Below are 26,296 nucleotides of genomic sequence, written 5' to 3'. Positions count from 1 at the left end.
CGCGCAGCGCGGCTCATACCTTGCGCAGGGCCAGCACCGCGTTCATGCCGCCAAAGGCAAAAGCGTTGGACAGTGCGACGGTGACATCGGCATCGCGCGCCTCATTGGGCACCACATCGAGCGCACATTCCGGATCGGGTTCCTGATAGCCGATGGTCGGGGCGATCACACCGTCCCGAACCGCCATGATACAGGCCAGCAGTTCGACAGCACCCGTGCCCCCGATCAGATGCCCGTGCATTGATTTGGTCGAGGATATCATCAACTTGTCCGCATGCGGCCCAAAGACATCCGCGACAGCAGCGCATTCGGTCTTGTCGTTGGCAGCGGTGCCTGTGCCATGGGCATTGATGTATCCCACCTCGTCCCGGTTCAGCCCCGCATCGCTCAACGCGCCGGCCATGGCGCGTGCGGCACCATTCTTGGAGGGCATGACGATATCGGCTGCATCAGACGACATGGCAAACCCCACGACTTCGCACAAGATATCTGCGCCGCGCTTTTTGGCTGCGTCATACTCTTCAAAGACAAAGACTCCCGCCCCTTCGCCCTGCACCATCCCGTTACGATTGGCCGAGAACGGGCGGCAGGCATCGCGCGACATCACCCGCAGCCCTTCCCAGGCCTTGACGCCGCCAAAACAGAGCATGGATTCCGACCCGCCAGTGATCATGACAGGTGCCAAACCGGATCTCACCATCATAAAGGCCTGCGCCATGGCGTGATTGGATGAGGCGCAGGCCGTCGATACGGTAAACGACGGACCCTTGAGGTTATGTTCCATGCTCACATGCGATGCGGCCGCATTGTTCATCAATTTCGGCACGACAAAGGGGTGAACCCGGTTTTTTCCGTCCTCATAGACCGAGCGATAGTTGTCATCCCACGTGCTGACACCGCCGCCCGCTGTGCCCAGCACAACGCCGGAGCGGGCCGAAAGCGCGCCCGAAAAGCTCAGCCCGGATTGCGCGATCGCCTCATTGGCGGCGGCCAGTGTGAACTGCGTGAAACGGTCATAAAGCGACATCTGCTGACGGTTATAGCGCCCTTCGGCTTCAAAATCGCGCACCTGCCCGCCGATCTGGATCGACAGCCGCTCGACATCACGCAAGGCCAAGGGTCCGATACCACAGACACCGTCGCGCATCGCGGCCAGTGTCGTGGGTACGTCATGGCCCAAGGCATTGATGGTGCCTGCCCCGGTGATCACAACACGTTTCATGCAGCGTCAGCCCTGTTCTGCCTGCAGGCGCGTGATTCCTTCCACGATGGACGCGACAGAGGAGATGTCGAAATCACTTTCGGTCGGGTTGTTGGCGTTGAATGGCACGGAAATGTCAAAGCTCTCCTCAATCGCAAAGATGCATTCCACCAGTCCCAGACTGTCGATGCCCAACTCTTCCAATGTGCTGTCCGCGGACACATCCGCAGGGTCGAGGACGGCATGCTCTGCGATGATTGCGATGACCTGATCCAATGTGCTCATCGGTCTGCCCTTATACTGTACGCCTGCGCAGGATTTAGTCACTGCCACCAGATTTGAAAACCGCTTTCTTCAATTCGGCGACGTCCATGACCAGACGCGGCAAGCGCCGGACCGCCTTGAAGATGTCGATTTGCTTGTCCATTCGGGTGGCCGGGTAGCCCAGAACAACGCGGCCCGCCGGGATGGAGGATAAAACCTTGGTCCCGCCGCCTGTGATGACGCGATCCCCGATAAAGATGTTGTCGCTGACACCTGTCATCCCGCCCAGCACCACATTGTCCCCCACGACCGTTGACCCGGCAACGCCGGAGTGGCCACAGATCAGGCAATCCTTGCCGATGATCACGTTATGCCCGATGTGCACGAAGTTATCCATTTTGCAGCCATCGCCAATCCGCGTGTCACGGATGGTGCCGTTGTCGATATTGACGCAAGCCCCCAGATCGACGTGATCGCCGATTGTCACCGCCCCGAGCGAGTGAATGCGCGTCCAGCCCTGAGCCTGCGTATCCTGCGGATCCCCCAGCGTTTCGCGCACGGCTTCGATGCCCGATTTGTCTTCGGTCACGAAGGAAAAACCGTCCCCCCCGATGCGCACACCGGGCTGCGCATGAAAATGCGCGCCAATGGTCACACGCGCACCGATGCTGACCTGTTCACGCAGCATCGCGTTTGACCCCAAACGCGCGTTCCAGCCGATAAAACACTGCGGACCAATGGTGCTATTCGCCCCGATGACAGCACCAGGGCCAATCACCGTCAAGGCGCCGATGGCCACATTTGCACCGATCTCGGCGCTGGGGTCGATGATCGCGCTTGGGTGAATGCCGGGCGCAAACCCCTGCCCGGGATCGAGCAGTTGTGTGAGCCCCGACATCGCATACCGGGGTCGCGTCGGTATGATCGCAGCCTTCAATCCCAGCGCGGACCAATCCGCACCGGGCCATAGTACCGCCGCGACGGCCTGTCCCTGTCCGAGTTTTTCCGCGTATTCGGCATTGGTTGCCATCGCCAGCTGCGTGGGCGCGGCGGATTGCGGTTCCGCCACACCGTCGATTTTCAGCGCAGTCTCGCCAAAGGCTTCTGCGCCAAGGGCTTTCGCGATGTCTGCAACGCTGAATTCCTGACGCGCCATGCTGATGCTCCCGGTGATGCCACGGGTGTGACTTAGCCCTGAACGCCGCGCAACGCCACCCCTGCCTGTGAGAGCGCTTCCCAAATCCGACCATCGCGACCATAGACGTCGCGTCGGTATTGGATCCGCCCTTTGGAATCCGCCACCGCTGTGCGGTAAATGATATGTACCGGAACAGGCTTTTTCAGATTAAGCTGCGTTTCCTTCCCGGTCGCCAGTGTTTTCTGGAACAAACCCTCGGGATCGCCCGATTGCTTGGCCAGCAGCGCATAGGCAAATTCAAACGGATCAGCCAGCCGGATGCAGCCGTGACTGTACGCACGGGTTTCGCGCCCAAAGAGATTTTTTGCAGGCGTATCATGTAGATATATGTTGTACTTATTGGGAAACATGAACTTTACCAACCCCAGCGCATTGCTGCGGCTTGGCGGTTGGCGCATGGCGTAAGGAAACGTGCGTTCGGTATATTTCGTGAAATCGACATTTGCACGGTCGATTTGCCGCCCGCTGCGATCCGTGATGATCAGATGGTTCACCGCATTCGGATCCTGCTGAAGTTCCGGCAGGTATTCGCCGGTTGCAATCGAACGCGGGACGAACCAGCTGGGGTTGATCACCATGAATTCCATCACGTCGGAAAACTCGGGAGACTGACGTTTGGCATCGCGGGCGCCAATCACGGAGCGCGTACTGAAGGTGACCTTGCCTTTGTCGATGATCTTGGCCGTGAAATCCGTCAGATTCACTTCGATATGACGTGTGCCGCGCTCCTTGTTGACCCAGCGCTCGCGCTCCATCGCGACAATCACGGCCTGCAGGCGTTTGCGAACTGAGGTGTTGATTTCCGCCAGCGTGCCCCGCCCGACGATTCCGTCTTGCGCGAGACCGTGATCGGCCTGAAACCGCACAACCGCCGCTGTCATGGCGGCATCATATGTACTGGCGGCACTGCGTTTGAGATACCCCATCCGGATCAGCCGGTCCCGCAGCGCTACGACCGATGCGCCTTGATCGCCGGGTTCGAGTTTCTTGGCTTTGACCGTCGGACCCCAGCCGCCCTTTGCAACCAGCCCTTCAAGGACAAGCTTTTGCTTCATCAACGCGTTATACTCGCCGGTTTGCGGTGGCAGCGCTTTGAAAAACCCCTTTGGCGACGACTTTGCAAAGTTGGTGAGATAGGATTTTCGATCCCGGTAAGGCACTTGCCGCACGATGTTCTTATCCACCCGGGAGGGCACCAGCGCACCGGTCTGTATGTCGCGCGCATATTGCAGGAATGCCCGGCTCATCGCGACCTCAACCAAACCCAGGTCACGTGGGGTGCGCGCGGTTTTCATTTTCTGCTCAAGCGCGCCAAGACCATAGCGTTCACTCGGAAGACCATGATCATCCGCCGCGGCCAGCGCATCTATGAGTGCTGCGCGCCGATTGCGTTCGCGACCACTTGTCCCGGTCCAGATCGCATCATACCCCGTTTCCCTGTAAAACGCCGCGATATCCTGATCCTGCGCGGCCGCCTCTGCGACGGCTTGCTTGAACGCGACGGTCTCTGTGCCAGCCGACCCGGAAGACGGTAAAATTGACCACAGTAAAAGTGTGATGACGTGCACTGCGGTGGGTAAACGGCTGCTGACAGCAGAAATCATGAAGGTACCTCTCAATAAACAATATCGCGCGTTTAATGGTTAACGATGCAGGCGGGCGTGCCGGGTGTCCATGAAAAATTCGCCCCCTACGCGACCGAACACAAAGGTGATGCAGGAACACATCGCTGTGCGGCGATGCGTTCACATTCTGCTGATGCGCAAGAAATTGCCTAAAATTGCGCATAAAAGACCCATTTGCCGTTCAGGACTTGGTTAATATTACGCCATATGACATAAATCGGGAACATCTGGGGAAGAGATGAAACGCCTGTGTAACATCATGGGCCAGGCAGGAATAGCGACGGACAGGTTATGACCATCGAAAATCCAACGGGTTTTTCCCGACGCGCCCTATTGGGCGCATTTGCAGCGACAATGGTAACTGCAGCTCCAACTTTCTCAAACGCCGCAGGTTTCCTGCGAGGCTCCGGCGATATTCGCCGCATCCGCATGTATTCCGGGCGCACGGGCGAACGCATCGACATGATCTACTGGATCGAGGGCGAATACGTCCCCGAAGCGGTTAAAGAGGTCAATCACTTCATGCGCGACTGGCGCACGGACGGTGTGAAGTCCATGGATCTGCGCACCATCGACATCATGTCGGCGGCGCATAATCTGATGGACGCGGATGAGCCCTATATGCTGTTGTCTGGCTATCGCAGCCCGCAGACAAACGCCATGCTGCGATCGCGCAGCAGAGGCGTTGCAAAGAATTCGCTGCACGTCAAAGGTCAGGCAGCAGATTTGCGCCTCTCCACCCGCACTGTCAGCCAGATGGCCCGCGCGGCGGCGGCCTGCAAAGGCGGCGGCGTTGGAAAATACAGCCGATCCAATTTTGTTCATATGGATTGCGGCGTCGTGCGCACCTGGGGCCGCTGAGGCCGCGCAGGACTAAATCATGCCTGATCCGCGTTGGTAACGACCGGCGTGGGCGCACCCGGCAAATCGCAAATCTCTTCGGACCCGGTAAAAAAGCAGACCTGCCCTGCATATCGTGGTCGCGTAAAGACGAAATTGTTGATCCGTTGCCGATCAAGCCCGATGTTGAACACCGGCGCGAATTCGGATGTGGTTTCCACAATGATGATCTGATCTCCCTGCGGCATGACCGGCAGCCTGTTTGACCAATCGGCTATATCCGTGCTGCCCAAAGCCACCATCCCCCCGCGCGTGCGAGACCAGATGACCTGATATTCCGCCAGTGTCTGGTCAAATCGCGCGACAGTAATCCGGATGCCGGTTTGGCCCACAGCCCGCGTCAAAGTCTCGAACAGATCGTGCGTGCCATCCAGAAACCCGGCGTCCAGCGGCGTGGCCTGACGCGAAATCAGGTCAGAAATGGTATATGCCGCCTTTTGTTGCGCGGTGTATTGGCGGTACGTGTCGAAAATCGTGAACATCGCCAGATATGCCCAGATCATGATGGGCAGAATGATCACCGCTTCGATCGCAACATTCCCATGCTGGTCGCGACGGAAGCGGCGCAGACGTGCTGTGATCGCGGTGCAGATGCTCCTCAACTCCCCGGCTCCTGCACAAAGGCGGACATCGCGGTCATGACGGCATCGCGCCCGTTGTCCCTGGCAAACTGAAAACCCAACCCGGTTGTGGGAAAGATCGGGTTGAATCTGACGCAGGCCCGCAACACCATCAGATCATGCTCATTGCCAGATTGGTAGTTGGGCGCATCCTGGCTGGAAATCGGCAGGCTCAGATCAATACAATCGGCAATCGGGTCCAGCGGGGTAAAAACGCGCGGGTCAATGCGGACCATCTCCAGCTTGAGGTTGTTCCCGCAGTCGGGAATAAAGCCCGCATTCTCGCATATCGTTTGTTTCAGCGCGTCGTGAGAGGGAATGCTGGACGTGTTCAGCCGCACCTCACGCACAGCGATGTCCAAGCCACGATCCAGCCACATCTGGCGCATGGAGTAGATACCAAGCTCCATTGCGGTCATGAAAATCGTGAACACCAAAGGGACAAGGATGACAAACTCAACCGCAATCTGGCCATCTTCCTCACGGCGAAATCGCCGCAGATATGTGCGAAAACAGAAGGTCACTGGGTCAGCCTCAACTCGTTGATCTGGCGTGCGATCGACTTGAAGGCGGTTTTGATCTCGACGCCTTCGACCTTGTAGAAAAAGGCAGGCGATGTCGCGCAGGTGCGCATTTGGGTGATCGCGTTCGCCGGTGCCTCAAAAGCGATTGTGTAAACGGTAATGCCTGCCGCCTTCGCCTTGTTGCAAATGGAATAAAAGTTGGCGACGTTCGTACTTTGCGTCGCATAGGTATCGCGGTCTCCGATGCGCTGGTTCAAAGCAATTTCATCATTCTTGGGGTCGTTCTTATCCTCGGGTCGGAACTGATCGGTAATCTGCCCGTCAGTCATCAGGACAATGAACTTACGCGTGTCGGTCGTGCCGAAATCGGCGGGCCGGTCCTTGAAACCATCCGGCACCAGACCGGCCGCGTTGAGCGCAACAAACGTGTCGCGCGAACTCGGGTTCAGCAAGGCGACACCGTATTTCATGCCGTATTGTGTTCCGGTGCCGTCATGCAGACGCATGTCATCAATGAAATCCTGTAACTGGCCTGCGTTGTTTTGCGCATAGCGGATGGAGGATTTGTTTTGCGGGCACCAACCCCAATCCATGGTCGGCGCATCAATGGGCCAGTTCATGAAGTATGGCGTCTGATCATACCCACCGCTTGGCAGGTCAATGTTGTCGAAATCGCCATTGGTGAGGTCAAGACAGGACGACATCGTGTTATAAGGCACATCGATTGAATTGCCCTCGTCATCGACGAACGTCTGACCGTAGAGGATTTCGTTCCCATCGGAATCTTCTATGAATGTCGCGAAGGGCCGCCCGCCTGCCCGTTGAAAAACGATCGGTCCCGGATTCGTCTGACCTGCATATGGCACGATGTTCAAAGAGGTGGTATTGGCGGCATTGCCTTCAAGAACCGCCCCGATGAAGTCTTTTGCGGCAGTGCGCAGATTGCCGATCTTGCCATTGTTGCGCATGGAGCCGGAAATATCCAAAACCAAAGATATTTCCGTGTTTTCAATGGTTTCTTCTGCTGTACCAGCCACATATACCGGTAGTGAGCGCACACCCGTCATCGCCATGTAGATCGACGGGGTGCGCGTGCGGGCCTCGGCCTGCACGACCCTGAAATTCGTTGTAGGAAGGTGAGCCCCGGGCGTGATCTGAACATCATCGAGAAACTCGGTCATGCCTGCCTTGGCAAAGTAATCGTCGACAACTTCATCCGCTGGTAAGGGTTGATCCAAGTCAGACGCCGCCAAAATTGCCCGGTCCAGAGTGTTCTGCACCCGCGTGCGCATCATTTCATTTTGCATCAAATCGACCGCGATCCCGCAGACCAACAGCATCATGAGCACCATCATCGTGGCGAAAATCGTCATTGCGCCATCTTCTTCGCGCCTGAACCCCATGAGCCGCCGACAAAAGCCGCGCAAGGAGAACGGACTGCGATGTTTTGGAAGATTTCGCATGATATTCAACCGATCCAAACCCGGCGAACGCACATGATTCGCCACTTCCGCCGTCTTGTTTGCCAGACGAATGTGGCAAAAACGCGAAACGGGTCGCGACGCGCCCCTGACAGAGAGGGGGATAGGCCGCAATGCACCCTTTCCCGTTTTCCGTTCTGAGAGTTTCGGAAAGCAGATGATGCCAATCCGCAGCGCATGCATGCTGTGCGCGCACAGGAAAGCGCATTGGGATCATGAAGCACTGGACCTTAGATTCTCAGGTTTAACGCGAGGCGCTGCATATCACTGGTCGCGCTCGACTGCGGGGAGAGGCAGCGCGATTTTTTCTGTTGTTCGGCTTGCATTACTGGTTGGGCTCGCCGGTAAATCCCAGTGGCCGGCCCGCCACCATATGCGGCGTGATTGACGGCCATGAACGTGGGGTATAATATTACCGTATTTCTAGATATCTGTTTTGTAACGATATTATCGGAACAACTATAGTTGACCTTGCTGAGAACTCATTTATACAACGCCAATCAAATTCGGTCTGGTCCCAAAAGACGAGACGTCACATTTAAACGGGGAACCGTACATGAAAACCTTTTCTGCAACACCCGCAGATATCGACAAGAAATGGATCCTGATCGACGCCGAAGGTGTCGTTCTGGGTCGTCTCGCGTCGATCGTTGCCACGCGCCTGCGCGGCAAGCACAAGCCTTCGTTCACACCGCATATGGATTGCGGGGACAATGTCGTCATCATAAACGCAGATAAAGTGCAACTGACCGGCAAGAAGCGTGAAGAAAGCCATTACTGGCACACAGGCCACCCCGGTGGCATCAAATCACGGACCAAGGCGCAAATCCTCGAGGGCAAACACCCCGAGCGGATCGTGACACTTGCCGTCAAGCGCATGCTGCCCGGCAACCGCCTGTCGCGTCAGATCATGACGAACCTGCGCGTCTATGCAGGCAGTGAGCACCCTCACGAGGCGCAAAGCCCTGAGGTTCTGGATGTGACATCCATGAACAGTAAAAACACCCGGAGCGCATGATCATGGCCGAAGAAATCAACACACTCGAAGAACTGGGTGCAGTCGCCGGCGTCGAAGCTGCGGCACCGCAAGTGGAAGCGGTCGTGCGCGAGCCTGTGCGTGACGATCTGGGTCGCTCCTATGCGACGGGCAAGCGGAAAGATGCGATCGCACGCGTCTGGATCAAACCCGGCTCCGGCAAGGTGACGGTCAACGGCAAGCCGCAAAACGAGTATTTCGCGCGCCCGGTTTTGCAAATGATCCTGGCTCAGCCGTTTTCGGTTTCCGGCACAGATGGTCAGTTCGACGTTGTTGCAACCGTCAAAGGCGGCGGCCTGTCCGGTCAGGCCGGTGCGGTAAAACACGGTATCTCCAAAGCGCTGCAGCTTTACGATCCGTCCTTGCGCGGCGCGCTCAAAGCTGCGGGCTTCCTGACCCGCGACAGCCGCGTGGTTGAGCGTAAGAAATACGGTAAGGCCAAGGCGCGTAAGAGCTTCCAGTTCTCCAAGCGCTAGTACCGAACGGTCAAAAGCCGAAAAATTTCAAACGCCTGCTTGTCAAAGCGGGCGTTTTTTTGTGCCTGAATTCTCTGAGCAGAGATTTGACGCAGCGGATGATAACAGCAAGATCGCGAGCGTGAACCGGCGCGTGCAAACCCGCGATCAGGCCATCCGCTCATGCAGTTTTATTGCGGCGGGATGGAATAGGTCAGGCTTGCGCGCGCCACGGGTTTCGGCTGCCCGTCCGAAAACAGCAACACATCCGTGACCGCAAGCTGTCGACCAAGTTTCAAAAGCCGCGCATGGGCAATAAGATCAGCGCCAGCCGCCGGTTTGCGCATGAAATCAATGGCGCAATTCGTTGTAACCGTCAGAGCCTCGGGCCCGATACGCGCGAGGGTCATATAGTATGCGGCCATATCGGCCAGCGCAAACATCGACGGTCCAGATACCGTGCCGCCGGGGCGAAGGTGCTTGTCAGTCACGTTCAATCTGACCCGCAGGCTGTCTTCGCTCAGGTCTTCGACCGTGAAATCACCTTTGACCTGCTCAAAAACCTGCTCCACAAATTCGCTGAGCGTCTTGATGTCCATCTTCAGTGTCATGCGCCTGCCCTCCCTGCTCTCTTCATTGATTGATTTGGGACGGGGCGCAAGGTCACACCTCATCAAGGACCACAAATTTGCGCGCGAAAAGCCGGGCGTTGCAGGCTTTAGGTTGCGGTGGCTGGGCGCCTCGCTTACATCCGCATCATGACACAGACATTACATATCGTTGGGGGCGGCATGGCCGGGTCCGAAGCCGCCTGGCAGGCGGCTGAAATGGGCGTGGACGTGGTGCTGCATGAGATGCGGCCAAAAGTGGGCACATTTGCCCATCAAACCGGGTTATTGGGCGAGATGGTGTGCTCCAACTCTTTCCGCTCAGACGATGATGAGCAGAACGCCGTGGGCTTGCTGCATTGGGAAATGCGGGCGGCGGGCGGTCTGATCATGCGGATGGCCGACAAACACCGGCTGCCTGCGGGCGGCGCCCTTGCGGTTGACCGGGACCTTTTCGCGCAATCAGTCACGGACACGCTGACCGCCCACCCGCGGATCACCATTGAATACGGCGAAATCTCGGAATTGCCCGCGTCCGGACAGTGGATTTTTGCGACAGGGCCTTTGACATCCTCGAAACTGAGCGATGCAATCGCTGCGCAAACCGGTGGTGCGGCGCTCGCCTTTTTCGACGCAATCGCGCCCATTGTGTATTTCGACAGTATCGACATGAGCCGTGCCTGGATGCAGTCGCGCTATGACAAGGGCGAGACCGAAGAGGAGCGCACCGCCTATCTGAATTGCCCGATGGACAAGGACCAATACGAGGCCTTCATCGACGCCCTTCTGGCAGCAGACAAAACCGAGTTCAAAGAGGGTGAGACGGCGGATTACTTCGATGGCTGCCTGCCCATCGAAGTCATGGCCGAACGGGGGCGCGAAACCTTGCGCTTTGGCCCGATGAAGCCGGTTGGTCTGACCAATCCACATCAGCCGGATGTGAAACCCTATGCTGTTGTGCAGCTGCGCCGGGATAACAAGCTGGGCACGCTCTATAATATCGTCGGGTTTCAGACCAAGATGAAGTACGGTGCGCAAGCGGCTGTTTTCAAAACCATTCCCGGACTTGAGAATGCGAGTTTTGCGCGGCTTGGCGGCATTCATCGCAATACGTTTTTGAATGCGCCGACCTTGCTGGATGAACAGATGCGGTTGCGCTCAAGGCCCAATATCCGCTTTGCCGGTCAGATCACAGGTGTCGAAGGCTATGTTGAATCCGCTGCGATGGGATTGCTGGCCGGACGTTTGGCAGCGGCCGAGATACTGGGCATTTCCCTGTCGGCCCCGGCGGATACGACCGCAACGGGCGCCTTGATCACCCACATCTCGGGTGGTGCCGAGGCCAAGACCTTTCAGCCGATGAACGTCAACTTCGGGCTTTTCCCGCCGGTTGAGGGTTTGAAAGGCGGGCGTCGCGGGCGCAAGGACCGGTACAAAGCCTATACGGACCGGGCAAAAAGGGACTGGCAGAACTGGCTCGAAGCCGTGAAGGAACCGGCGTAAGGCTGGACGCTCGGCGCAAAGCACTCTACTTTTGCGATATGACGGATGGATTTCTGACGAAGGCCTATGCTGCGCGTGACGCAGGCGACACCCGCGCGCTTTATGATGACTGGTCCGCCACTTACGAGGCAGAGGTGGTGCAAAACGGCTATGCAACACCGGGCCGTTGCGCCGAGGCCCTCGCGCAGTTTTCATCGGATATGACCGCGCCCATTCTGGATTTTGGCTGTGGCACCGGGCTTTCGGGATTGGCGCTCAAACTGGCGGGCTTCCGCGTGATTGACGGCGTTGATATCTCATCCGACATGCTTGAGAAAGCGCGGGAAAAGAACCTCTACCGCACTCTCAGCGTCATTGAGGCGGGGGCCGCCCTGCCCCGGCGACCTGCTTCCTACACCGCAATCTGTGCAATCGGTGTGATTGGCGCGGGCGCCGCCCCGATATCGGTCTTTCATACTCTCATGATGCAGTTGGAATCGGGCGGGCTGTGCGTCTTGTCGCTGAATGATCATGCGCTATCAGATCCGAAGAATGAGGCGGCCCTTTCGGAATGGCTCGATTGTGGTGCCGCACGGCTCTTGTTCAAGGAACACGGGCCGCATTTGCCCGGGATCGACTTGAAGGCCACCGTTTATGTCATTGAGAAAACGTGACATTCACAACCCGGTTTGCTCCATCCCCAACTGGCCCTCTGCATCTGGGGCATGCCTATTCCGCGCTTCTGGCCTGGGATATGGCGGCGGCTGCGGGGGGCGCTTTCCTGCTCAGGATTGAGGATATTGACCAATCCCGCGCGCGACCGACCTGGGAAGCGCAGATCTATAAGGACCTTGCGTGGTTGGGCCTGCGCTGGCCCGAGCCTGTTATGCGCCAGTCGGACCGCTTTGATGTTTATCGGGCTGCGCTGACGCGGCTCGAAAGGCTGGGCGTGACGTATCCCTGCACCTGTTCACGCAAGGACATCCAACTGGCCGCCAGCGCGCCACAAGAAGGAAGCACGCCAGTTTTTGGACCTGACGGGCTGGTCTATCCCGGCACCTGCCGCGCAGGGAGCCAGGCTGTCAGTGGGCCCCCCGCGCCCGCGATACGGCTGAATATGGCCAAGGCGCTGGATCTGATCGCGGACAGCCCCCTTACCTATCAGGAGACCGGATCAGGGACGCATAAGGTGGTTTCAATTGAGCCCGCGACCGCGTTGACGCGCATCGGGGATATCGTTCTGGCGCGCCGCGATATGGGCACCTCCTATCACCTGTCGGTGGTCGTCGATGATTCCGCCCAGAATGTCAGCACCGTCGTGCGCGGCGCAGATCTGGCCGAGGCGACGCAGATCCACGTGATCCTGCAACGCCTGCTTGATGTGCCGACACCCGACTATTACCACCATCGACTGATCCGCGACGATGCCGGCAAGCGGTTGGCCAAACGTGATGATGCGCGGGCTTTGGCAAAATTCCGCGACGAGGGGTGCGCGCCGCAGGACATCAGGGCCATGGTCGGGCTTGCGGTCTAGTCCTGCGGGGTCATCAGTTCCTGTTCATGCCCGTCACGCACCCCGGTGTAAAAACAGCTGCGACGCCCGGTGTGGCAGGCAGGACCCGTCTGACGCAGCAGCACAAGCAGGCAGTCGCGGTCGCAGTCTATCCGCAAATCAACAAGTTCCTGAACATGGCCGCTGGTTTCACCCTTGACCCAGAACGCCTGCCGTGACCGGCTCCAGTAGGTCACTCGCCCCGTGCGAAGCGTGCGCGCAATGCTCTCGGCGTTCATCCAAGCCAACATCAAAACCTCAGAGGTTTCAGCATCTTGCGCAATAGCCGGCACCAAACCGGCCTCATTGAAGGTAAGCCTCTCAGGATCAAAACGGACCTTGGTATCATTTGCTGCGTCAGACATGCCGAAAAACCTTTTTGCATCTTCTTCCTTGCCCCTTATGTATGGAGGGGCAGACAAACGAAACCGAGAATACAGCCATGGCCACGGATACTGATCTAATAAAGCTTTACTCAGGGCGGATCCTGGCGCTTGCGTCAGAGATACCACATCATGAGCGCCTGAGCGACCCGATGGCGAGTGTCAAAAAACGCTCACCACTGTGCGGGTCGGCCGTAACCGTTGATGTTGCGTTGACGGATGGGCGCGTGTCTGCGTTCGGACAGGACGTGAAGGCCTGCGCATTGGGACAGGCGGCAGCGGCTGTGACCGGCGCGGCAGTCATGGGCCGCACCCTTGCCGAGATGACACAGGCGCGCGATGCGTTGCGGGCCATGCTGAAAGAGGGCGGCCCGGTGCCACAAGCGCCGTTTGATGGTTTCGAGGTGCTCGAGCCTGCGCGCGAGTACAAGAACCGCCATGCCTCCATCCTGTTGTGCATCGAGGCGACATGCGAGGCGATGGCGCAAATTGCGCAATCAGATTGTGCGTGAACCTCGGTTATGGTTAGCACTTTTTAAGGAAAATCCTGCCAAAACCTCACCACAGCCCTATTGTGAGGTCCTATGCAAGTCCCCCAACATTTGTCTGCACAAACTGATGTTAATCGCCTTTCATCCGCCGCCGCCGCTCTCGGATATGAGATCGTAGACATCGCCGGTTTTCTTGATCTGGTTGAGGCCCACGCCCATGCCCAGACCAGCGGGCTGAAGATCGTCACCGCACGGGCGCGGGACATGTCGGCGGCCAACGCAGATGTGCGCGAAGCCGTGCAAGCGATGGCCGAACAGACTGAAACGACCGTTACTGATGTGGTCGCTTCTGCCGAGATGGTACGCCAGACCGGTGAAAAATCACGTGCGGTCGCAGGGTGGGTTCAGCAGGTATCAAGCCGAACACAAGATGTGGCCGATACCCTGGATGCGGTGAAGCGGAACAACCAGCAAATCGCCAGTATCGCAACGCAGGTAAATACGCTTGCCATCAATGCCAAGATCGAAGCGGCGCGTGCCGGCGAATCCGGGCGCGGTTTCGCGGTCGTGGCAGAGGCAATCAACGAGTTGTCACGCCAGACGCGCGGTGCCGCCGTGCAAATCACGGAGAATGTCGAAACGCTCACTGACTGGATTTTCACATTGGGTCAGGAGGCAAACGGCATCGCCGAACAGGCGTCCGATGTTCTGGAAGCCACCGGGGACACTGACGCCGCTCTGGGGCGCGTCGAAGCCTCGGTTTCGGCGGCCGATACGCAGGCAAAGCGCATTTCCGAACAGGCACACCGAGTGGACAGGGCGATTTCGGAGTTTACACCAGCTCTGGCCGAGATCGAAAGCGCTGTGAAGGATACGACCTCCGGCGTTGAAGAGACCCATGTCCGTATCCTCAACTTGATTGACACATCGGAAACAATTGTACAGTCGACCGCCTTGCTGGGAAATGAAACTGCGGATGCCCGTTTCATCCATGAGGTCACCAGACTGGCCGGCGAAGTGGCTTCGCAAATGGAAACCGCGCTGAGCCGGGGTGAGATCTCCATGTCCCGCCTGTTCGACCGAAGTTACCGCCCCATACCGGACACGAATCCCGAGCAGTTCATGACCGAATCGACGCGGCTTATGGATCAGATCATGCCGGCCATTCAGGAACCGGCATTGGGCTTTGACCCGAAAATCGTATTCTGCGCCGCGGTCGACGTGAACGGGTATCTGCCCTCACATAACAAGAAATTCTCCCAGCCACAGACGAATGATCCGGTTTGGAACACGGCCAATTGCCGCAACCGTCGCATTTTTGATGACCGGGTAGGTCTGAAGGCGGGCCGCAATACTGAACCCTTCCTTTTGCAGGTTTATCGCCGCGACATGGGTGGTGGCGCATTCAAAATGATGAAAGACCTTTCTGCTCCGATTTTTGTACAGGGTCGTCATTGGGGCGGGCTCAGGCTTGCCTATAGTTTCGAATAAAAAAATGCCGCGCACCCTGCGGGCGGCGGCATAGTTAAGCATTCTCATGTGGGGATCGGGCCAGCTGCCAAAACGAACCTAGTGAGATGTGAAACAGGCAGTGGTCATCTCAGGACACCTGATTGGGGAAGAGGTGTGACAGCCTTAACGACATGGGAATGCAGGCAGAAATCAGATAAACGTGGGAAGATGAAGCGCGACAATCAGCATCACAACCAAGGCGCTGAGGCCGAGCGCGTCCTGCACCAGCGTTCCCTGTGATTGCAGTGCGATTTTTTTCAGTTGAGTAAACATCTTGCCTCCGCCTCTCGTATGTTGCCTATTTGTTCTCATTTTATTTACGGTCTGTAAAGAACTTTTTAAGAACATTTGGGAGCAAAAGTGTTAACCCACTGTAATCAAACGGATTGATTCATCTTTGCGCAGGAGCCACAAAAGCATGCGGGCGGCCTGCCCTCTTGGCGTCGCAAGGCCCGGATCATCCGCAAGCAGCTTGCGCGCGTCCGACTGTGCGATCTGCATCAACCCGGCCTGTCGCTCCAGATCCGCTATCCAGAACCGCGGCAGCCCCGATTGCGCCGTGCCGATGACGTCACCTGCACCGCGCATCTTCAGGTCAGTTTCAGCGATCATAAACCCGTCTTCCGTTTCACGCAGCACCTCCAGCCGCCGCTGACCGCTTTCTGAAAGAGGCGGTTGGTACAAAAGCAAACAGGTCGATGCCGCCGTGCCGCGCCCGACCCTCCCTCTGAGTTGATGCAACTGTGCAAGCCCAAAAAACTCTGCCCGCTCAATCACCATGATCGTCGCATTCGGCACGTTCACGCCCACTTCGATGACAGTCGTGGCAACCAACACCTTGGTTTGGCCCGACTCAAAGCCCGCCATCGCGGCATCTTTCTCCGCCGCCGGCATCTGTCCGTGCACAAGACCCACTACGCCTTCGCCAAGTGCCGCACGCAACTTCTTGAACCGGTCCTCGGCCGCCGTCAGGTCGACCACTTCACTTTCTTCCACCAGCGGACACACCCAATAGCATTGACGCCCGCCCTCTACCACGGCGCACAGGCGCGACACGACCTCCTCCATACGATCAACGCTCACGAGCGCGGTCTTGATCGGCATCCGGCCCGGCGGTTTCTCATCCAATACAGACACATCCATGTCCCCGAATTGCGCCAATGCCAAGGATCGCGGGATCGGTGTCGCGGTCATAACCAGAACATCAACCGCTGCGCCCTTTTGCCCAAGCGCCATCCTTTGCTGGACACCAAAACGGTGTTGCTCATCAATCACCGCCAGCCGCAGATCACTGAATGTCACGCCCTTTTGGAAAACAGCATGGGTGCCAACCAAAACCCCGATGTTGCCATTTGCGAGGTCCTCCAGTTTTGCAGTACGCTCTTTCCCCGTGTCCCGCCCGGTCAATATATCCAGCCTGACGCCAACATGCTCGGCCATGGGTTTCAGGCTTTGCAGGTGTTGACGCGCCAGAATTTCCGTTGGGGCCATCAAAACCCCCTGCCCGCCTCCTTCAACCGCGCGCAGCAGGGCCAAAAACGCAACAAGCGTTTTGCCAGCACCCACGTCCCCTTGAAGCAGACGGTTCATGCGGACCGCTTCCGCCATATCACGGTTCACATCCGCGATGGCACGTTGCTGCGCTCCGGTCAGCGGATAGGGCAAGGATTCAATCAATCGCATTTGCAAATCGCCCGTGCCATGGGTCGCGCGGCCTTTCTTCTGACGTTCTGTCAAACGCGCAAGGGCAAGCGTCATTTGATGTGCAAACATTTCATCGTAGGCCAGACGCTCGCGCGCGGCGGCAGTGATCGAGATATCCTGAGGCGCCTGAGGTCGATGTGCAAGGGTAAAAGCCTCCCTGACATCAGGCCACCCGGCCTTGCGTATCTGGCCGGGATCGATCCATTCGGTCAAATCAGGGAGCAGTTTCAATGCCGCCCGCGTGGCCTTGAACATCACCTTTTGCGTGATCCCGGAGGTCAAGGGGTACACAGGTTCAAAAGGCGGGATCGTGTCGACCTCGGTCTCTGACAAGATGTAGTCGGGATGCACCATCTGGTACACCCCGTCAAAACGCTCCAACTTGCCCGATACGACCCGGCGACTGCCCTGCGGCAAGATACGTGCGAGGTAGTCGCCCCGCGCATGGAAGAAAACCAGTTGAAACGCAGCTTCCGCGTCGACAACAGAAATACGGTAGGCCGCTCCCTTTGTGCGGGGTGGCCGATGCGCGCCGATGGTGACCGCAACGGTTGTTATCGTCGGGCAATCAAGCCCTTCAATCGTATTGCGGTGTCGCCGGTCGAGGACGTTTATCGGCAAGGTGAAAAGCAGATCCCGCGGCGCATGAACGCCCAGACCGGCAAAATTCGCAGCTGTTTTGGGTCCAACTCCGTCAAGGGTTTCAAGAGATGAAAACAGGCCAAACAGAGCTTCCGGACGACCGCTCATAAGCCCTCGATAAGTGCCAGCCAGCCGTCTTCGTCGAGGGTTTGAACACCGAGTTCGGCGGCTTTCTTGGCCTTTGAACCTGCGCCGGGTCCTGCAACAAGGAAGTCGGTTTTGGCTGACACGGAACCGGCAACCCTTGCCCCAAGGCTTTCGGCCCGTGATTTGGCTTCCGCGCGGGTCATTTTGCTCAGCGTGCCCGTAAACACCACGGTCTTTCCCGCCACCGGGCTGCCGTCCGTCACGACAGCTTCTGACGGCTGCACGTCCAATTGGGCCACGAGGCGGTCGATGGATGCACGTTCGGCCGCTTGGCCCATCGCATGAATGACCGATTGCGCCATGACCGTCCCGACACCGTCGATGCTGAGCAGGTCATCCCATGCCTCGCCGTCCTTGTCTTGCGCGGCCAGCATCGATTTCTCGAAGGCATCAAAGGTAGAATAGTGTTGCGCGATCAGATTGGACGCCGCTTCGCCCACATGGCGAATCCCAAGGGCGAAAATGAGCCGCGCCAAAGGAATCTGTCGCTTGTCATCAATGGCATCGAAGAGGTTGTTTGCCGATTTCTCCCCCCAGCCATCACGGTTTTTCAATTGCTGAATGCCGGATCCGAATCGGTCGCGCAGCGTGAAGATGTCAGCCGGTTCCGATATCCAACCATCTTTGTAAAACTGCTCGATCTGCTTGGCACCCAGACCGTCTATGTCGAATGCCGCGCGTGATACGAAATGCTTGAGCCGTTCCACCGCCTGCGCCGGGCAAATCAAGCCTCCGGTGCATCTGCGCACCGCATCGCCTGCCTCGCGCAGCGCGTCACTGCCACATTCCGGACAGGTTGCCGGAAAGACATATGGGATTGCATCCGCAGGTCGCTTTTTAAGGTCAACGTCAGCCACTTTCGGAATGACGTCCCCCGCACGGTACACCTGCACAAAATCACCCACGCGGATATCCTTGCCACCGCGGATAACATCGCCCTTATTGTCGCGCCCTGCGATGTAGTCTTCGTTGTGCAGCGTGGCATTTGACACGACGACACCGCCGACAGTGACAGGTTTCAAGCGCGCGACCGGGGATAACGCACCGGTGCGACCGACCTGAATGTCGATACCCTGCAACTCGGTCCAGGCAAGCTCAGCAGGAAATTTATGTGCGATGGCCCATCTGGGCGTGGTGGAGCGAAAGCCCAGCCGACGTTGCAAGTCCAGATCATCCACTTTGTAGACGACCCCATCAATGTCATAATCCAAGGAGGCGCGGCGCTCTTCGATGCGGCGGTATTGCGCCAGCAACTCTTCTGGTCCATTGCATTTTTCGGTCAAGTCATTCGTTTGAAACCCAAAGCTTTGCAGGCGTTCGATCGACTGCATTTGCGTCTTCCCCAAAGGCTCGGAGAGTGTTCCCCAGGCATATGCAAAAAACCTGAGCGGTCTGCTCTGGGTGATACGCGCGTCAAGCTGGCGCAAGGACCCGGCCGCTGCATTCCGGGGATTTGCAAACAGTTTTGCGCCTGCCGAAGCTTGCCTGGCATTCAACGCTTCGAAATCGGCGTGAGACATATAGACTTCACCACGAACTTCGAGAACATCGGGGGCATTTGAGATCTGTTCGGGGATATCCGGTATTGTTCGCGCGTTTTCGGTGACGTTTTCACCAATCGCCCCATCGCCACGGGTGGCGGCCTGAACGAGAGTACCATTTTCATATCTGAGAGACAGTGATAGGCCATCAATCTTTGGCTCTGATGTGAAGCTCAACGCCTCTATATCGCTCAACCCAAGGTGTTTGCGAATGCGCTGAACGAAATCTGAAACATCTGCCTCGTCAAAGGCATTGGCCAGTGACAGCATGGCGATCGAATGAACCACCTTGGAAAAACCGGCTGACGGCGCTGCGCCGACGCGATCGGTCGGGCTGTCGGCGCGTTTCAGGTGGGGAAAGCGTTCTTCAATCGCAAGGTTGCGACGCTTGTATGCGTCAAAATCAGCGTCAGATATAATCGGTGCGTCGTTTGCGTGATACGCGGTATTCGCCTGATCCAGAAGATCTGCGAGCTTGGACAGCTCTTTCTTCGCCGCTTTTTCGGTCAGACTGTCAAGGGGGGCGAAATCCATGGGACCTGTTCGATTGCCATTTGCTCACACGTAGTTAGGCATAGGTCGCACAGAGGTCCAGTTGTTTTGCGAAATGACTGATCTGACAAAACAGACGCGAAATTGCTGTCGCGCCTGTCGGTATTGTTCAGGCCCCTACAGCCAGTCGTTGCGTGTCATCAATCTGCGAGGGTTCAGGGTCTCGCAGGACATAACCGCGCCCCCAGACAGTCTCGATGTAGTTTTCACCATTTGTGGCATTGCTCAGCTTTTTGCGCAGCTTGCAGATGAAAACATCAATGATCTTGAGTTCCGGTTCATCCATGCCGCCATAAAGGTGGTTGAGGAACATTTCCTTGGTCAGCGTCGTACCTTTGCGCAGCGACAACAACTCCAGCATCTGGTATTCCTTGCCGGTCAGATGCACTGTCTTGTTGTCTACACTGACGGTTTTGGCGTCCAGGTTTACCGAGATCAGCCCAGTCTCGATCACCGATTGGGAATGCCCTTTCGAGCGGCGAATAATGGCATGGATGCGCGCCACGAGTTCCTCGCGGTGGAACGGTTTGGTGAGGTAGTCATCCGCGCCGAACCCGAAACCCTTGATCTTGTTTTCGGTATCATCGGCGCCCGACAGAATCAGGATCGGGGTCTCGATGCGCGCAAGGCGCAACTGACGCAGAACCTCGTGACCATTCATATCGGGCAAATCAAGGTCCAGCAGGATCAGGTCGTAGTCATACAACTTGGCAAGATCGATCCCCTCTTCTCCCAGGTCTGTTGCATATACATTCAGATTTGCATGGGTCAGCATCAACTCGACACTCTTCGACGTTGTGGGGTCATCTTCCACGAGCAGTACGCGCATATTAATCTCCGCAAAGGCCTATCATTTTATCTTCGCGTTAACCGTGAACTTAAAAGGTTAACTGCACGTTACCGTGATACCAAAAACTAGCTTATCAACTTAAGGTTGTCTATATTTTTGTAAAGTTGTTGCTTTCAGAGCATCTTCACCATGTTCAGAGACCGCTTTCACCCACTCATGGAATTCATCTTCACTGATCCGGTAGCGCGACAGTGCCTCTTTCTGGGGAATCAGCCCATAGGCCACCCCGCGCACAACAGCCGCTTTACGTGAGGCCACCCACCGCCTTGTGGTCACTGGTGGCAGATCCGCTTGAGTCATGACTGTTCCATCCGCAAGGGTGACGGAGCGCGGACCATCGACTTTCTTGAGATACATACACTTACCTATATTCAACTCGTTTGCCACAGCTTGACGAATTCACCTTAAAGACCGATGAAGCGCGCTCTTGAGAGTAATTAGGATTTTCCTATATTCCCTCGTATATCCCGGAGACGACATATGCCCCTCGACCCATCGCCGACGCTAAATTCGCTTGGCTTTGCCAAACCACCCGCTGAAACGCGCGTGGTCGTGGCCATGTCAGGGGGTGTGGACAGTTCTGTCGTGGCTGCAATGCTGGCAGAAGAAGGTTATGATGTGGTGGGCGTCACCCTGCAGCTTTATGATCACGGCGCAGCGCTTGCCAAGAAAGGTGCGTGCTGTGCGGGGCTCGATATCCATGACGCGCGGCGTGTCTCCGAGAAAATGGGCTTTCCGCACTACGTTCTGGATTATGAAAACATCTTCAAGGACGCGGTGATCGACGAATTCGCAGAGAGCTATCTCGGCGGTGCGACGCCGGTTCCCTGCATCCGCTGTAATGAACGCGTCAAATTCAAGGATCTGCTGGAAACCGCCAAGGACCTTGATGCGGACTGCATGGCGACTGGACACTATATTCAACGCAAATCGGGCCCATACGGCGCCGAACTTCATTCAGCCGCGGATGCAAACCGCGACCAGAGCTATTTCCTGTTTTCGACAACCCCGGAACAACTCGCCTTTTTGAGGTTTCCGCTGGGCCACCTGCCCTCGAAAGAAGACACGCGTGCGCTCGCCGAAAAATATGGGCTCAGCGTGGCCAACAAACCCGACAGTCAGGATATCTGTTTCGTACCAGACGGGGATTACGCGAGCGTCATCCGAAAACTGCGCCCCGAAGCAGCGGCACCGGGCGATATCGTGGATACCGATGGTCGCGTTCTGGCGCGACATGACGGTGTGGTCAACTACACCATCGGCCAGCGGCGCGGCTTGGGCATCGGCGGGCTTGCCACACCGCTTTACGTGATCAAACTCGACGCAGAGGCGCGCCAGGTCGTCGTGGGCCCCAAATCCATGCTCTCCACACGCACCGTGCCCGTGCGCGAAATCAACTGGCTTGGCGATGAACCCTTCCAATCCCGGGATGCATGGCACCTCGCCGTTAAGGTGCGCTCCACGCGCCCGCCGACCGACGCCATCATCCGCCCGATCAGCGACACCGAAGCAACCGTCGAACTGACCTCACCCGAAGAAGGCATTTCCCCGGGCCAGGCCTGCGTCTTCTATGACACGGACAGCAGCCGGATCTACGGCGGCGGATGGATTCACAAGGGATGAACCGGCGCCAATCCCGCCCGTGAGGGCGGCTCAGATCGTGTCACGCGCAGCGTGTCCTTGGGATTACACCCCCGCTCGATGAAGGATCGCGCGGGCGGCCCGCAGCCCGGGTGCCTCCCCCCGATGACCCAACCGCTCCATGGTAATCTGCATGGCCTCCACCTGATCAGACGGGGTTTTCAGCACATCTATCAAAGCCTGTCCGATAGCAGAACTCTCACAGTCCGGACCAAGAAATTCAGGCACGAAACGCGTGTCCGATACCAGATTGACCAAGGTCACCGTATCCACCAAAGCCATCGCGCGGATCAGCCTGTAGCTGAGCCAATGCATGCGGTAGGCCACGACCATCGGCGTGCGTGACGCGGCCAGTTCCAGCGACACGGTACCCGAGGCCGCAAGGGCAATATCGGCAGCACGAAACGCGGCACTTTTCGCACAAGCTGCATCTTCTGAGGCCATGTCGCGAGGATCAATCACAACCGGCGCCACCGGCCACTGTGCGACGGCTTCCTTGACCTGCTGCGCCACGGGTCTGGCGGCGGGCACGACCACTTTCAGTCCCGGGTGCCGCGCCAGAACGGGTGAGATCGCACCCCCGAAAACATCCGCCAGACGCGCAACCTCCCCCCGCCTTGAGCCAGGCAAAACCATCAAAAGCGGCGCGGATCCGATGTCATGCTCTGCCCGGAACGCTTCCGCCTCATCTTGTGTCGCGACAGGTTCGGCGACCACCGGATGGCCCACGAAATCACACGCCATGCCATGAGGTGTGAAATAGGCAGGTTCGAATGGAAACAACGCCAACAGGTGATCAACAAATTTCGATATCTTGGCCGCGCGGCCGGGCCGCCACGCCCAGACGGTCGGGGCCACATAATGCACCGTCCGGATGCTGCTGGATTTTTTCACCAGCTTGGCCACCCGAAAACAAAAATCAGGCGAATCTATGGTGATAAGCACGTCTGGGTTACTCGCGATCACCGCCTGCGCCGTCTCACGTATGCGCGCTTTCAAGGCGCGGTATTTTGGCAAAACCTCTGTAATCCCCATCACGCTAAGCTCATCCATGGGAAAGCGGCTTTCCAGCCCCTGGGCCTGCATCAAGGGTCCGCCGACACCATCAAATGCGATTCCCGGCGACAGCGTTTTGAGCCCAACCATCAACGCACCGCCCAGCTTGTCCCCTGACGGCTCGCCCGCGATGATAAACGCCCGTTTCACGCGCTTGCGCGCGACCACAGGACCAGCCCTGTCTTGTTCGCGCCCGCAATGGTGGCTTCGGGATCAAGCAAGATCATCGCCCCGGCTTGGATCACGATGCCCGCCAGACCCGCCGCCCCGGCAGCCTCCACGGTGTCAGGGCCAATGGCAGGCAAATCCGCGCGCATATCCTGTCCGGTTTTGGGCGCTTTGACCAGAACCGCGCGCGCGCGGCGCACAGCGGTCGGAAGGGTCGCCAACAGATGATCCGTGCCACCAATGGTCTCGATGCCCCAGACAAGACCCTGCCCGACGACGCAGCCCTGCCCCACATCCACCGGTGACAAGGCCTGCAAAACGTCATCCGCCCGCGCGATGTCCGCCTGCATCTGCGTATCAGGCTGCGCCTCGCTCAGGACCCCTTCCGGGGCCAGAATATCAGGTGCAAGCACATGGGCGGCTGCAATCTCAAAGCCCTGCTGCTCAAACAACGCCATCACGGCGCGCAGGGCTGCATCATCCCCCGCCCCCATGGCTTGCATCAATGTCGGCACAAGCGGTACAGTGGCACCGTCAAGCGCCGCCGGATCAAAGGGTGGACGCTCAATCGCGCCACAAAAACAAACGGATGTTACGCCGCGCTCCTTCAGCTGCGCGATGAAGGAACCGAGATGCTCCAGACGAAAGGTGATATCCGCGTCAAGCCCCTCTGGGGCGAAACCCTCCAGCACACAGACCAGCGGGCGTGCGGTCTGTGCCGCTGCCACCCGCGCCGGAAGCCCCCCGCGTCCTGTGATCAGCGCCAGCATCAGCGTGGCGTCAGGAAATGACGGTCACTGTCGGATGTGATGAATTCGACAATCTCACGTACATAGTCACTGGATGTTTCTTCCTTGAGGCGCTGCGCGCGGCTCTGAAAGGTGCCCTCTCCCTGCGCCAGCATCTGAAAGGCGGCGCGCAGGGCCGTGATATCTGCCCGCTCCACGCCGCGACGTTTCAGACCGACAAGGTTCAGACCATCCAGTTCACCCCGTGGACCCTGCACCAGACCATAGGGAATCACGTCATTGGTCACCATGCTGACCGCCCCGATGATCGCCCCGCGGCCAATGCGCACAAATTGATGCACGCCGGACAATCCGCCGACGATCACATCATCCTCAAGGATGCAATGCCCGGCAATGGCGACCGAATTGACCAGAATAACGCGGTTCCCGATCACAGCATCATGGGCCACGTGACACCCTGCCATGAACAGCCCGTCATCGCCAATGCGCGTCACCCCACCGCCGCCTTCTGTGCCGCAATTGATGGTGACATGTTCACGAATACGGTTGCGCTGGCCAATCACCAGCCGGGTCGCCTCACCCTTGAATTTCAGATCCTGCGGGATTTCACCGACGACGGCAAAGGGAAAAACGACCGTATCATCCCCGATGGAGGTCCGCCCCGTGACCACGACGTGGCTTTTCAGTTCCACCCCCGCGGCCAGCGTGACCTGCGCACCCACCACACAAAACGGGCCGACCCTTGCGCTCGGGTCGATCTGCGCGCCGGGGTCGATGACAGCACTGGGGTGAATGTTGCCCATCAACGATCAGCCCATGTCCATCATGGCGGTAAACTCGACTTCGGCGGCCATCTCGCCCTCAACCGATGCGACACCGCCAAAGCGCCAGACTTTGCCGCCGGGTTTGCCACGCAGGGTGTTCAGCCGCATCTCAAGCACATCACCGGGGATGACCTTGCGACGGAACTTCGCCTTGTCGATTGCCATGAAATACACTTTCATTTCCTTATCCGCCATTTCCAGCGTCACACCGACCATGACCGCAGCCGTTTGTGCCATGGCTTCCACGATCGTAACGCCCGGCATGATGGGCATTCCCGGGAAATGGCCCTGAAAATGCGGCTCATTCATGGTGACATTCTTGATGCCGAGGGCGGATGTGGTGCCGTCGATTTCCACCACCTTGTCGACAAGCAGAAAGGGATAGCGATGAGGTAGGATACGCTGGATCAGTTGAATATCCGCGCTGGTCTGGCTGGTCGACATCTCGGAGGTCCTTTAGTCTTCAAGGGCTTGGCGACCTGACTACCAACTCCCACGTCCCGGAGCAAGGTTGACCACTTCGCTTATTGCGGCTCGGGGGCGAATTCCACGCCGTTCAGCACCACGTTGAGCCGGTTGATCGCGATCTGCGTGATGTCCACGGCGTTCGAGCTGATAAAAATAGACCGCCTCTCCAGAACCACGGCGGCACCGGCCTCGCGCATCAATTGTTCCAGCACCGGGGCCGCTGCGTTCAGAAACATCACGCGCCGGTTTTCCAACTCGCTGTTCAACTCGCGGTTCTTTGCCTCTTGCGTGCGCCGGGTTTCCTGCACCTTCTGGTCAAAAGCATCAGCGAGGGCCCTGAACTCGGTTGGCGTCATCGTTGCGCGCAACTCGGTCAACTCCCTTTCCTCAGCTTCCAGGGCATCTTCGATGCGCCTGTTTTCAGCAGCCAAAGCGGCGCCAAGGGCCTCAAACTCTTCGATTGTCTGCTGCCCGAAACGGCTGTCTTCAAACAACATATCGGAATCGATGGTCAGGATGGGGCTTTCAACCGGCGCCCGCACCAGCGGCTGGCCCTGCGCAGAAAATGCACAGACCGCCGCAAACGCCAAACCGTAAACAAGCGGGCGCAGGTGCATCACAA

28 protein-coding genes are annotated in these 26,296 nt (G+C 57.8%); 9 read left to right on the top strand and 19 right to left on the bottom strand.

The features are described from left to right. Positions 1-13: 13 nt before the first annotated feature. From RD1_RS12075 to RD1_RS12060, 4 genes are read right to left on the bottom strand one after another with little or no spacing between them, the layout of a single operon-like run. The gene (locus RD1_RS12075) at positions 14-1,222 is read right to left on the bottom strand and encodes a beta-ketoacyl-[acyl-carrier-protein] synthase family protein (RefSeq protein ID WP_011568789.1); all 1,209 of its coding nucleotides are present in this window, start codon (positions 1,220-1,222) and stop codon (positions 14-16) included. A 6-nt stretch (positions 1,223-1,228) separates the two neighbouring features. Next, on the bottom strand, positions 1,229-1,486 hold the full coding sequence (locus RD1_RS12070; RefSeq protein ID WP_044033122.1) for an acyl carrier protein: 258 nt from the start codon (positions 1,484-1,486) through the stop codon (positions 1,229-1,231). 34 nt (positions 1,487-1,520) lie between these two features. After that, positions 1,521-2,621, bottom strand: a complete 1,101-nt coding sequence (locus tag RD1_RS12065) for a UDP-3-O-(3-hydroxymyristoyl)glucosamine N-acyltransferase (protein WP_011568787.1) — start codon at positions 2,619-2,621, stop codon at positions 1,521-1,523. 32 nt (positions 2,622-2,653) lie between these two features. Further along, positions 2,654-4,267, bottom strand: a complete 1,614-nt coding sequence (locus RD1_RS12060; protein ID WP_011568786.1) for a L,D-transpeptidase family protein — start codon at positions 4,265-4,267, stop codon at positions 2,654-2,656. Positions 4,268-4,579: 312 nt separating this feature from the next. On the opposite strand from RD1_RS12060, the gene RD1_RS12055 reads away from it, so the two are divergent. Next, a complete protein-coding gene (locus tag RD1_RS12055; protein ID WP_011568784.1) occupies positions 4,580-5,149 on the top strand; it encodes a YcbK family protein in 570 nt (189 codons plus the stop codon). Positions 5,150-5,166: 17 nt separating this feature from the next. Here RD1_RS12055 and RD1_RS12050 read toward each other — a convergent pair whose 3' ends face one another. From RD1_RS12050 to RD1_RS12040, 3 genes are read right to left on the bottom strand one after another with little or no spacing between them, the layout of a single operon-like run. Next, positions 5,167-5,790 (bottom strand): TadE/TadG family type IV pilus assembly protein, encoded by a 624-nt coding sequence (locus RD1_RS12050; protein ID WP_011568783.1) that lies wholly within the window; start codon positions 5,788-5,790, stop codon positions 5,167-5,169. Next, a complete protein-coding gene (locus RD1_RS12045) occupies positions 5,787-6,332 on the bottom strand; it encodes a TadE/TadG family type IV pilus assembly protein (protein ID WP_011568782.1) in 546 nt (181 codons plus the stop codon). The genes RD1_RS12050 and RD1_RS12045 overlap by 4 nt, the downstream gene beginning before the upstream one ends. After that, positions 6,329-7,705 (bottom strand): pilus assembly protein TadG-related protein, encoded by a 1,377-nt coding sequence (locus RD1_RS12040; protein ID WP_245897277.1) that lies wholly within the window; start codon positions 7,703-7,705, stop codon positions 6,329-6,331. The genes RD1_RS12045 and RD1_RS12040 overlap by 4 nt, the downstream gene beginning before the upstream one ends. A 664-nt stretch (positions 7,706-8,369) precedes the next feature. On the opposite strand from RD1_RS12040, the gene rplM reads away from it, so the two are divergent. Beyond that, on the top strand, positions 8,370-8,831 hold the full coding sequence (rplM, locus tag RD1_RS12035) for a 50S ribosomal protein L13 (RefSeq protein WP_011568780.1): 462 nt from the start codon (positions 8,370-8,372) through the stop codon (positions 8,829-8,831). Between the two features lie 2 nt (positions 8,832-8,833). Next, positions 8,834-9,325 carry a 30S ribosomal protein S9 gene (rpsI, locus tag RD1_RS12030; protein ID WP_011568779.1) on the top strand — a complete coding sequence of 164 codons (492 nt, stop codon included), beginning with the start codon at positions 8,834-8,836 and terminating at the stop codon, positions 9,323-9,325. Between the two features lie 170 nt (positions 9,326-9,495). Here the strand turns inward: rpsI and RD1_RS12025 are convergent, their stop codons facing one another. Further along, a complete protein-coding gene (locus RD1_RS12025; RefSeq protein ID WP_011568778.1) occupies positions 9,496-9,915 on the bottom strand; it encodes a PaaI family thioesterase in 420 nt (139 codons plus the stop codon). Positions 9,916-10,062: 147 nt separating this feature from the next. Here RD1_RS12025 and trmFO point away from each other — a divergent pair, with 147 nt between their 5' ends. The 3 genes from trmFO to gluQRS are packed head-to-tail and all read left to right on the top strand — an operon-like array spanning position 10,063 to position 12,928. Next, a complete protein-coding gene (gene trmFO / locus RD1_RS12020) occupies positions 10,063-11,415 on the top strand; it encodes a methylenetetrahydrofolate--tRNA-(uracil(54)-C(5))-methyltransferase (FADH(2)-oxidizing) TrmFO (RefSeq protein WP_011568777.1) in 1,353 nt (450 codons plus the stop codon). Positions 11,416-11,453: 38 nt separating this feature from the next. Next, positions 11,454-12,068, top strand: coding sequence for a class I SAM-dependent DNA methyltransferase (locus RD1_RS12015; RefSeq protein WP_011568776.1), 615 nt, complete (start codon positions 11,454-11,456; stop codon positions 12,066-12,068). Beyond that, positions 12,065-12,928 carry a tRNA glutamyl-Q(34) synthetase GluQRS gene (gene gluQRS / locus RD1_RS12010; RefSeq protein ID WP_011568775.1) on the top strand — a complete coding sequence of 288 codons (864 nt, stop codon included), beginning with the start codon at positions 12,065-12,067 and terminating at the stop codon, positions 12,926-12,928. Before RD1_RS12015 ends, gluQRS begins: the two co-directional genes overlap by 4 nt. Here the strand turns inward: gluQRS and hisI are convergent. After that, positions 12,925-13,311 carry a phosphoribosyl-AMP cyclohydrolase gene (gene hisI, locus RD1_RS12005; protein ID WP_011568774.1) on the bottom strand — a complete coding sequence of 129 codons (387 nt, stop codon included), beginning with the start codon at positions 13,309-13,311 and terminating at the stop codon, positions 12,925-12,927. The genes gluQRS and hisI overlap by 4 nt on opposite strands. A gap of 77 nt (positions 13,312-13,388) precedes the next feature. Here hisI and RD1_RS12000 point away from each other — a divergent pair, with 77 nt between their 5' ends. Both RD1_RS12000 and RD1_RS11995 read left to right on the top strand, forming a co-directional pair. Beyond that, positions 13,389-13,841, top strand: coding sequence for an iron-sulfur cluster assembly scaffold protein (locus tag RD1_RS12000; RefSeq protein ID WP_011568773.1), 453 nt, complete (start codon positions 13,389-13,391; stop codon positions 13,839-13,841). Between the two features lie 90 nt (positions 13,842-13,931). After that, positions 13,932-15,311 (top strand): methyl-accepting chemotaxis protein, encoded by a 1,380-nt coding sequence (locus tag RD1_RS11995; RefSeq protein ID WP_245897276.1) that lies wholly within the window; start codon positions 13,932-13,934, stop codon positions 15,309-15,311. Positions 15,312-15,482: 171 nt separating this feature from the next. Here RD1_RS11995 and RD1_RS21390 read toward each other — a convergent pair whose 3' ends face one another. From RD1_RS21390 to RD1_RS11970, 5 genes are all read right to left on the bottom strand, one after another. Continuing rightward, positions 15,483-15,605 (bottom strand): hypothetical protein, encoded by a 123-nt coding sequence (locus tag RD1_RS21390; RefSeq protein ID WP_281259776.1) that lies wholly within the window; start codon positions 15,603-15,605, stop codon positions 15,483-15,485. A 90-nt stretch (positions 15,606-15,695) separates the two neighbouring features. Continuing rightward, entirely contained in the window at positions 15,696-17,786 is a 2,091-nt protein-coding gene (gene recG / locus RD1_RS11985) for an ATP-dependent DNA helicase RecG (protein ID WP_011568771.1), read from the bottom strand. After that, positions 17,783-19,900 carry an NAD-dependent DNA ligase LigA gene (ligA, locus tag RD1_RS11980; protein WP_011568770.1) on the bottom strand — a complete coding sequence of 706 codons (2,118 nt, stop codon included), beginning with the start codon at positions 19,898-19,900 and terminating at the stop codon, positions 17,783-17,785. The genes recG and ligA overlap by 4 nt, the downstream gene beginning before the upstream one ends. A 127-nt stretch (positions 19,901-20,027) precedes the next feature. Beyond that, a complete protein-coding gene (gene ctrA / locus RD1_RS11975; RefSeq protein ID WP_011568769.1) occupies positions 20,028-20,747 on the bottom strand; it encodes a response regulator transcription factor CtrA in 720 nt (239 codons plus the stop codon). A 99-nt stretch (positions 20,748-20,846) separates the two neighbouring features. Continuing rightward, positions 20,847-21,125 (bottom strand): DUF1153 domain-containing protein, encoded by a 279-nt coding sequence (locus tag RD1_RS11970; RefSeq protein WP_044033120.1) that lies wholly within the window; start codon positions 21,123-21,125, stop codon positions 20,847-20,849. A 123-nt stretch (positions 21,126-21,248) separates the two neighbouring features. Between RD1_RS11970 and mnmA the strand changes: the two genes are divergently transcribed. Then, positions 21,249-22,391: a tRNA 2-thiouridine(34) synthase MnmA gene (mnmA, locus tag RD1_RS11965; RefSeq protein WP_011568767.1), complete on the top strand. Its 1,143-nt coding sequence runs from the start codon at positions 21,249-21,251 to the stop codon at positions 22,389-22,391. 63 nt (positions 22,392-22,454) lie between these two features. Here mnmA and lpxB read toward each other — a convergent pair whose 3' ends face one another. The 5 genes from lpxB to RD1_RS11940 form a co-directional block, all read right to left on the bottom strand. Next, the gene (lpxB, locus tag RD1_RS11960) at positions 22,455-23,555 is read right to left on the bottom strand and encodes a lipid-A-disaccharide synthase (protein ID WP_245897331.1); all 1,101 of its coding nucleotides are present in this window, start codon (positions 23,553-23,555) and stop codon (positions 22,455-22,457) included. A gap of 56 nt (positions 23,556-23,611) precedes the next feature. Further along, positions 23,612-24,403: an LpxI family protein gene (locus tag RD1_RS11955; RefSeq protein ID WP_011568765.1), complete on the bottom strand. Its 792-nt coding sequence runs from the start codon at positions 24,401-24,403 to the stop codon at positions 23,612-23,614. Then, entirely contained in the window at positions 24,403-25,185 is a 783-nt protein-coding gene (gene lpxA, locus RD1_RS11950; protein WP_044033119.1) for an acyl-ACP--UDP-N-acetylglucosamine O-acyltransferase, read from the bottom strand. The genes RD1_RS11955 and lpxA overlap by 1 nt, the downstream gene beginning before the upstream one ends. Before the next feature lie 6 nt (positions 25,186-25,191). After that, complete coding sequence (gene fabZ, locus RD1_RS11945) at positions 25,192-25,650, bottom strand: 3-hydroxyacyl-ACP dehydratase FabZ (protein ID WP_011568763.1); 459 nt, start codon at positions 25,648-25,650, stop codon at positions 25,192-25,194. Positions 25,651-25,730: 80 nt separating this feature from the next. Further along, entirely contained in the window at positions 25,731-26,291 is a 561-nt protein-coding gene (locus RD1_RS11940; protein ID WP_044033118.1) for an OmpH family outer membrane protein, read from the bottom strand. Between the last annotated feature and the right edge of the window lie 5 nt (positions 26,292-26,296).

It is taken from the genome of Roseobacter denitrificans OCh 114 (assembly GCF_000014045.1).
Lineage (GTDB): Bacteria > Pseudomonadota > Alphaproteobacteria > Rhodobacterales > Rhodobacteraceae > Roseobacter > Roseobacter denitrificans.
Note: the sequence above shows the minus strand (reverse complement) of the source record. Positions and strands in the feature narration are given on the sequence as shown.

What these genes read in the sequence shown, in the direction of transcription:
- RD1_RS12025 (WP_011568778.1), bottom strand. Translation starts at nt 9,915, where the DNA reads ATGACACTGAAGATGGACATCAAGACGCTCAGCGAATTTGTGGAGCAG.
- RD1_RS12000 (WP_011568773.1), top strand. Translation starts at nt 13,389, where the DNA reads ATGGCCACGGATACTGATCTAATAAAGCTTTACTCAGGGCGGATCCTG.
- RD1_RS12075 (WP_011568789.1), bottom strand. Translation starts at nt 1,222, where the DNA reads ATGAAACGTGTTGTGATCACCGGGGCAGGCACCATCAATGCCTTGGGC.
- RD1_RS11970 (WP_044033120.1), bottom strand. Translation starts at nt 21,125, where the DNA reads ATGTATCTCAAGAAAGTCGATGGTCCGCGCTCCGTCACCCTTGCGGAT.
- lpxB (WP_245897331.1), bottom strand. Translation starts at nt 23,555, where the DNA reads ATGGTTGGGCTCAAAACGCTGTCGCCGGGAATCGCATTTGATGGTGTC.
- rplM (WP_011568780.1), top strand. Translation starts at nt 8,370, where the DNA reads ATGAAAACCTTTTCTGCAACACCCGCAGATATCGACAAGAAATGGATC.
- RD1_RS11955 (WP_011568765.1), bottom strand. Translation starts at nt 24,403, where the DNA reads ATGCTGGCGCTGATCACAGGACGCGGGGGGCTTCCGGCGCGGGTGGCA.
- RD1_RS11940 (WP_044033118.1), bottom strand. Translation starts at nt 26,291, where the DNA reads ATGCACCTGCGCCCGCTTGTTTACGGTTTGGCGTTTGCGGCGGTCTGT.
- RD1_RS12040 (WP_245897277.1), bottom strand. Translation starts at nt 7,705, where the DNA reads ATGACGATTTTCGCCACGATGATGGTGCTCATGATGCTGTTGGTCTGC.
- hisI (WP_011568774.1), bottom strand. Translation starts at nt 13,311, where the DNA reads ATGTCTGACGCAGCAAATGATACCAAGGTCCGTTTTGATCCTGAGAGG.
- recG (WP_011568771.1), bottom strand. Translation starts at nt 17,786, where the DNA reads ATGAGCGGTCGTCCGGAAGCTCTGTTTGGCCTGTTTTCATCTCTTGAA.
- RD1_RS12070 (WP_044033122.1), bottom strand. Translation starts at nt 1,486, where the DNA reads ATGAGCACATTGGATCAGGTCATCGCAATCATCGCAGAGCATGCCGTC.
- RD1_RS12065 (WP_011568787.1), bottom strand. Translation starts at nt 2,621, where the DNA reads ATGGCGCGTCAGGAATTCAGCGTTGCAGACATCGCGAAAGCCCTTGGC.
- fabZ (WP_011568763.1), bottom strand. Translation starts at nt 25,650, where the DNA reads ATGTCGACCAGCCAGACCAGCGCGGATATTCAACTGATCCAGCGTATC.
- mnmA (WP_011568767.1), top strand. Translation starts at nt 21,249, where the DNA reads ATGCCCCTCGACCCATCGCCGACGCTAAATTCGCTTGGCTTTGCCAAA.
- RD1_RS12015 (WP_011568776.1), top strand. Translation starts at nt 11,454, where the DNA reads ATGACGGATGGATTTCTGACGAAGGCCTATGCTGCGCGTGACGCAGGC.
- rpsI (WP_011568779.1), top strand. Translation starts at nt 8,834, where the DNA reads ATGGCCGAAGAAATCAACACACTCGAAGAACTGGGTGCAGTCGCCGGC.
- RD1_RS12060 (WP_011568786.1), bottom strand. Translation starts at nt 4,267, where the DNA reads ATGATTTCTGCTGTCAGCAGCCGTTTACCCACCGCAGTGCACGTCATC.
- ctrA (WP_011568769.1), bottom strand. Translation starts at nt 20,747, where the DNA reads ATGCGCGTACTGCTCGTGGAAGATGACCCCACAACGTCGAAGAGTGTC.
- ligA (WP_011568770.1), bottom strand. Translation starts at nt 19,900, where the DNA reads ATGGATTTCGCCCCCCTTGACAGTCTGACCGAAAAAGCGGCGAAGAAA.
- trmFO (WP_011568777.1), top strand. Translation starts at nt 10,063, where the DNA reads ATGACACAGACATTACATATCGTTGGGGGCGGCATGGCCGGGTCCGAA.
- lpxA (WP_044033119.1), bottom strand. Translation starts at nt 25,185, where the DNA reads ATGGGCAACATTCACCCCAGTGCTGTCATCGACCCCGGCGCGCAGATC.
- RD1_RS21390 (WP_281259776.1), bottom strand. Translation starts at nt 15,605, where the DNA reads ATGTTTACTCAACTGAAAAAAATCGCACTGCAATCACAGGGAACGCTG.
- RD1_RS12055 (WP_011568784.1), top strand. Translation starts at nt 4,580, where the DNA reads ATGACCATCGAAAATCCAACGGGTTTTTCCCGACGCGCCCTATTGGGC.